Here is a 4,903-nt window from a genome sequence, read left to right on the forward strand (position 1 = left end):
GCGCCGCGATGACCGGCTCCGGCGTGGTGACGCGCCAGCTTGAAGTGCCGGACGCCTACCGGCGCGTGTCGCTTGTATGGCGCCGCAGTTTCCCGCGCGCGGCCGCGGTCGAGGCCTTGGCCCAGGTCATCCTCGCCAATCTTCCGAATACCGTCCGCGTGGCGGGAGGGGCCCGGCGCGATACGCAGTCTACACGGCCGCGCGCCGGTGCTCGTAAATAAAGTAGACCAGCGGGATAACCAGCAGCGTCAATGCCGTTGAAGCGAAGGTGCCGTAGACCAGCGAGACTGCCAGTCCGCCGAACACCGGGTCGAAGGCCATGATGAAAGTGCCGAGGATGATGGCGAAGGCGGTCAGCATGATCGGCCGCAGGCGCGTGATGCCGGCCTGCAATACCGCCTCGTCCAGCGTGTGACCGGCGCGGCGGTACTCGAGGATGAAATCGATGAGCAGCAGTGAGTTGCGCACCACGATGCCGGCAAGCGCGATCACGCCGATCATCGAGGTGGCGGTGAAGTACTGCCCCATGATCGTGTGTCCCGGCAGCACGCCCACGACGGTCAGCGGAATCGCGCCCATGACGATGAGCGGAATCGCGAACGAGCGGTAATAACCGACGAGTACAAGATAGATCAGGATGATCGCCACCGCGAACGCCGAGCCCAGGTCGCGGAACACGTCGAGCGTGAGGCGCATCTCGCCGTCCCAGCGCACTGAATAGCCGGTCGTGTCCGGGTCGGCCATGAAGTACTGCGTCAGCTTCGTCCCCGACGGCAGCGGATGGCTGCGCAGGTAATTCCACATCTTGAGCACGGCATAGACCTGGCTGGTCGAACCCAGCTCGCCCGTGACGTACACCACCGGGTACTGGTCCTTGTGCAGAATCGGCTTGGGCGTGATGTGCTGCTCGATGAGCGCGATGTCGGTCAGCGGCACCTGCCGCCCCTGGGGGCTGGTGAAAAATACCCTGGACAGGGCCGCCGGCCCCGCGCGGCCGGCGGCCGGCACGCGGAACCGGATCGGCACCGGTTCCTTCTCGAACGCCAAATGCACCGTGCCGGCGTCCACGCCGGCAAGAAACGCGCGCAGCGTCTCGGCGACCTGTGCCGGTTCGATACCCGCGAGCGTGGCCTTCTCGCGGTTCACCACGATGTGGTATTCGGTGTAATCGTCGGTCACCGAGTCGTCCACGTCCACGACGTCGTCGGTTTTATCGAACACCGCGCCGCGCAGCTCTTTCGCGAGCTTGCGCAGCTGTGTGTAGTCCGGCCCATACAGCTCGGCCAGGATCGTCGCCCGTACCGGCGGGCCCGGCGGGTCTTCAACGAGTTTGATGTTGGCGCCGGTCTCCCGCGCCACTTCCGCGAGCGGCTTGCGCAGGTCTAACGCGATATCGATCGAGGACTCGGAGCGCTCATGCTTGTTGCGCAGATTCACGCGCACCTCGGCGACATGCGGTCCGGATTGGAGTCCGGCCCCGCGCAGCAACCCGTTGAAGTCGATCACGCCGGTTTCGCCCACCGTGGTTTCGTAGGTTTCCACCTGCGGGTGGCGGCGCACGACGTCGCCCACGAGCCGCGAGACGCGATCGGTCTCTTCCAGGCTCGTGCCCTCGGGCATGTCGACGGTGACGTTGAAGGTATTGGTGTCGTTCTTGGGCAGCATCTTGAACAGCACCAGATTGAATGCCGGCATGGCGAGTACGAGCAATATGAGCACGCCGATTACGAGAAAAAATTTACGCCGCGCACCGCTGTCGGCGATTAGCCGGCTCATGATCCGGGCGTAATGCCGTTCCAGGAAACCCTGATGGTGTGCAAGCCCTTCATGCTCGTGACCGTGTACCTTGAGGAAGCGGTACGCCGCCCACGGCGCCACGGTGTAGGCGATGACGAGCGAGGTGAGCATCGCCACCGGCACGTTGAACGGGATCGGCGCCATGTACGGCCCCATCATCCCGGTGACCCAGAACATGGGCAGGAATGCGAGGATGACCGTGAGGGTCGCGAGATTCGTCGGCCTGCCGATCTCGTTCACCGCCATGACCGCCTGCTGCATCCGGTCGGCGCCTTTCTGGGCGTAATGCCGGAAGATGTTTTCGATCACGACGATGGAGTCGTCGACCATCAGGCCGAGCGACAGAATCAGCGAAAACAGGGTGATCCGGTTGATGCTCTGCCCCGCGATCAAACCGACCGCCAGTGTGATGAAGAGAATCAGCGGGATGGTGATGGTGATCACGGAAGCGGCGCGCCAGCCGAGGAAAAACACCAGCAGCACCACCACGGTGCCGATGGCGATGGCGAGATGCTCCATGAGCGTGTTGACCGCGTCGTTGGCCTTGGCGCCGTCGTTGCGCGTGACGTTCACCTGCACGTTCGGGGGAATCACCGTGGGACGGATGCGCTCCAGTTCGCGCAGCGTTTCCTCGGCGACCGTGACCGCGTTGGTGCCGGCGCGCTTGGCGACGGAGACAATCACGGCCGGAATTTCGTAGTCGGCCGGCCGCTGGCCGGTGTACGCCGGTCCGTAACCGATGCGGTGCGTGCGCTCGATTTCCTCGGGGCCGTCGGTGACCGTGGCCACCTGCTTCAGGTACACCGGCCGGTGCGCCGTCAGCCCCACCACCAGATTGCCGACGTCGTCCGCGTTCTTCAGAATGCCGCCGGCCAGCACCGAGGCCACGCGATTGCCGCCCACGAACGCGCCCGAGGGAATGTCGACGTTGGTGGCGCCGACCACCTGGCGTATGTCGGACAGCGTGACGTTGTAGGCGTGCAGGCGGTCGAGATCGAGACTGACATTGATCGCGCGCCGCCGTCCGCCGTGCACGTACGCGAGCGACGTGCCCTCCACACGGCGCAGGTGTTCGAGCACGTCGTTGGCAATTCCGCGCAGCCGGCAATCCACCGTGCCAGAGCACGAAAGCGAAATCGTCAGGATCGGCACGTCGTCCACGTCCGCGGGCTTGATCAGCGGCTGCAGCGTTCCCGGCGGCATGCGGTCGATGTTGCTCATGATGCGGTCGTAGAGCTTGACCAGCGAATCTTCCTTGTTCTGTCCGACCTTGAACTGCACCGTCACCACGCCCGTCGAGTTCATGGCCATGCCATAGGTGTGTTCGACCCCGGCCAGTCCCTGGAGTATCGCCTCGAGCGGCTTGATGATGAGTTGCTCGATTTCGTCAGGCGTGGCGCCGGGTTTCTGGACGATGATGTTCGCGGCCGGCACCACGATACGCGGGTTTTCTTCGCGCGGCGTGACCAGGAACGCGAACATTCCCGCGAGGAACGCAAACAGCATGACCAGGAGCGTGAGCTTGCTGTCGATGAAATAGCTGGCGATCCGGCCGGCGATGTTGAGGCCGTTATCGGAACCGGTTTCCCCGGATTGTTTTTCTCTTGCCATGATCGGGTGAAACTATCGGCTCACGCGTTTGATCGGACTGCCGTCGTGCAAGTCGGCGAGGTCGCCGAGTACCAGCGTTTCATCGCCGTGCAGCCCGCTCAGGATTTCCACCTGCGTCCCCGGCGTGCCGCCGGGACGCACCATGCGAAAGCGTGCTTCGCCCGCTGGGCTCAGCACGAACACGCCGGGGATACCGCCGCGCTCCACCAGCGCCTGGCGCGGGATGCGGATTCTGAGCAACTCCGCCGGCTTAACTTGCAGCGCGAACACCGGGCGGTTCATCTGTGGCAACGACGGCGGCGTTGCGGGCGTTTTTTTCTGACAGCCGGCGAGCGGCAGGGCGGACAGCATGGCGACAAAAAGCAGGCGTGCCGGGCTCATGGGGCGGTTCCCTCCGGCAACGGCAGCGTGCCCTCCGCAAGACGCAGCGCCGAGCGGCCGACTTCGAGATCGACACGTGAGTTCAGTTCCTCCATGCGCGCGTCGGTGTAAGACCGCTCTGCCTGCAGCAAGTCGATGAGAATGGTCCGTCCCTGACCGTAACGCCGGTCGACGAGCCGGACGTTCTCGCTTGCGCGTTCGACGTTGCCGGCGGCGGTCGCGTGCCGCGCCCTGGCTTCGCGCAGATTGTCGTGCGCCGCACGCACGTCGTTGCGAACCGACTGTTCCTGCGCCTGCGCGCGCCATTGCATCTCGTTCTCCTCGGCGAGTGCGGCGCCAATCTCGCCCTGGTGCCGGCCACCGGCATAGAGGTCGAGACTCACCACGCCCATGACGCTCGAGGAATGACTGTCGAAGCCGGGGTTGTCGTCGTACCAGTTGCTGGTGGCGATCAAATCGACGCTGGGTTTGTGGGCCGCGCGCGCCGCCTGCACCCGCGCCCTGGCGGCCTGACGCTGGGTCCGGGCGGCCGCCAGATCCTTGCGGCCGGCGAGCGCGCGCGTTTCGCTGTCGGCGAGATTCGATTCGCGCAAGGCCTCGATATCCTCACGCGCGGCCGCCACGCTGATATCGCGGTCGAGCGGCAGGCCCATGACCAGCTTGAGCTGATTACGCGCGGTCTCGACGCGGGTGATGACTTGTTCACGGCTCGCTTGCACCGCGGCCAGGTTGACCTCGGCGGTGAGCTTGTCCGATACCACGGTGCGGCCCTCGCGCGAAAGTTGCGCCGTGCTGCGCGCGTGTTGCTGCGCCGCCTCGACCGCGTCGTCGGCGATGGTCAGCGCTTCCTGCGCCGCCAGCAGGGCGATGTAGGCGCGTTGCGTGTGGAAGGCGGTGATTTCGCGCGCGCGCTCGTATTGCAGCTGCGCGTTCTTTTCCATTTCCTCGGCGCTGGTGAGCGAGGATGAAATCCGGCCGCCGCTGTAAACCGGCAGGCGCAGCGCGAGTTGCGTCATGTGCAGGTCGCTCGTGCCCGGATGGTTCAGGCGCGCGGGGTCGAAGTCTTGGGTGGTGACGCTGCGGGTGTTGAGCTTGTCGGCGAACGCGTCGAGCG

The 4,903-nt window shown here is 65.1% G+C and carries 3 protein-coding genes and 1 pseudogene; 1 reads left to right on the plus strand and 3 read right to left on the minus strand.

Going from position 1 to position 4,903, the window contains the following annotated elements:
* A pseudogene (locus tag WB402_RS00975) lies at positions 1-221 on the plus strand (hypothetical protein); the annotation flags it as partial.
* On the opposite strand, the gene WB402_RS00980 reads toward WB402_RS00975, so the two are convergent.
* The 3 genes from WB402_RS00980 to WB402_RS00990 form a co-directional block, all read right to left on the minus strand.
* Positions 190-3,408 (minus strand): efflux RND transporter permease subunit, encoded by a 3,219-nt coding sequence (locus WB402_RS00980; RefSeq protein WP_424204864.1) that lies wholly within the window; start codon positions 3,406-3,408, stop codon positions 190-192. The pseudogene WB402_RS00975 and the gene WB402_RS00980 overlap by 32 nt on opposite strands.
* A gap of 12 nt (positions 3,409-3,420) precedes the next feature.
* Positions 3,421-3,789, minus strand: coding sequence for a hypothetical protein (locus WB402_RS00985; protein ID WP_424204866.1), 369 nt, complete (start codon positions 3,787-3,789; stop codon positions 3,421-3,423).
* Positions 3,786-4,903, minus strand: a 1,118-nt coding sequence (locus tag WB402_RS00990) for a TolC family protein (RefSeq protein WP_424204867.1), incomplete at its 5' end; no start/stop codon positions are given. The genes WB402_RS00985 and WB402_RS00990, both read right to left, overlap by 4 nt.

Source organism: Sulfuricaulis sp. (assembly GCF_049587675.1).
GTDB lineage: Bacteria > Pseudomonadota > Gammaproteobacteria > Acidiferrobacterales > Sulfurifustaceae > Sulfuricaulis.

What these genes read in the sequence shown, in the direction of transcription:
- WB402_RS00980 (WP_424204864.1), bottom strand. Translation starts at nt 3,408, where the DNA reads ATGGCAAGAGAAAAACAATCCGGGGAAACCGGTTCCGATAACGGCCTC.
- WB402_RS00985 (WP_424204866.1), bottom strand. Translation starts at nt 3,789, where the DNA reads ATGAGCCCGGCACGCCTGCTTTTTGTCGCCATGCTGTCCGCCCTGCCG.